The organism is Pseudidiomarina marina (genome assembly GCF_003987045.1).
Lineage (GTDB): Bacteria > Pseudomonadota > Gammaproteobacteria > Enterobacterales > Alteromonadaceae > Pseudidiomarina > Pseudidiomarina marina.
In genome coordinates this window covers 1-1197 of record NZ_PIPZ01000009.1, presented here as the reverse complement: position 1 = coordinate 1197, position 1197 = coordinate 1, and the positions used below count along the sequence as shown (strand labels likewise).

Below are 1197 nucleotides of genomic sequence, written 5' to 3'. Positions count from 1 at the left end.
TGTAATCCCCCCATTTTAAGCAGCAGTTATTCGTAGAATTAATGAACCGCTTGCGTTAATTGTTTGGGCGGAATGCCTCCGATAGCCGTGTTAGGCCGTTCGTTGTTATAAAGCCAAAGCCACTGAGTGGCAAGTTCTTGTGCATGTTCAACGCTTTCAAACAGGTGCAAATCGAGCCATTCATGCCGTACTGTTCGATTAAATCGTTCAACATAGGCATTCTGAGTCGGTTTACCTGGTTGAATATAGAGCATCGTAATTTGATGTTTTTCAGCCCAGTTAATCAGCTCGCTTGACAAATATTCTGGGCCATTGTCGCACCGAATCGCCGCAGGTTTTCCTCGCCATTCAATCACTTGCTCTAAGGCTCGAATAACACGAGCACTTGGCAGCGAAAGGTCTACTTCGATGGTTAACCCTTCGCGATTGTAATCGTCGATGACGTTAAATGTTCGCAGTGAACGGCCGTCGGCTAAGCTGTCGGACATAAAGTCCATCGACCAGACTTGATTCATTGCGGTTGGCACGCTTAAAGCGTCAGGTTTATCGCGTCGCAGGCGACGTTTGGGTTTGATCCGTAAATTCAGCTCTAGCTCTCGATAAATGCGATACACGCGTTTGTGGTTCCATGGAAACCCTTTCACGTTACGCAAGTGCAAGAAGCACAAACCAAAACCCCAGCGCTTCTGCGCAGTGGTTAAGCGCAGCAACCAATCAGCAATCACAGCGTTTTCATCGCTGAGTTTGCTTTGATAGTGGTAACAGCTCGTGCTAATGCCCATGCAAACACAGGCAAAACGAACACTAATACCATGACGTTGAATGGCAGCTTGCGCCATCTCTTTGCGCTGAGATGGCTTTACAGCTTTCCCTCAAGGGCTTCCTTGCGGATCTCAGCTTTAAGTCGCTCTTCGGCATACATTTTCTTGAGGCGCTTATTTTCGTCCTCAAGCTCTTTGAGACGCTTCATCATCGATGCGTCCATGCCGCCAAACTTGGCGCGCCATTTATAAAATTGAGCTGAGCTCATGCCGTGTTCACGGCAAAGCTCTGGAACGGGCACACCGTTCTCGTTTTGTTTCAGAATCGCTAAGATCTGACTGTCTGTGTATCGTGATTTGCGCATAGAAAACTCCTTCGTTTTAGTTTAACGGAATTTTCTACTTATAACTGCTCCGATTTTTCGGGGGGATTACA

Annotated in this window: 1 protein-coding gene; it reads right to left on the bottom strand. The window is 47.1% G+C overall.

Annotated elements, in window-relative coordinates; translation table 11 throughout:
- Positions 1 to 38 precede the first annotated feature (38 nt).
- Positions 39 to 1126 (bottom strand): IS3 family transposase gene (locus CWI76_RS11585; RefSeq protein ID WP_126760504.1). Its coding sequence is split into 2 segments (ribosomal slippage): positions 39 to 865 and positions 865 to 1126, totalling 1089 coding nucleotides; the frame shifts between segments, so codons are not numbered across the junction.
- Between the last annotated feature and the right edge of the window lie 71 nt (positions 1127 to 1197).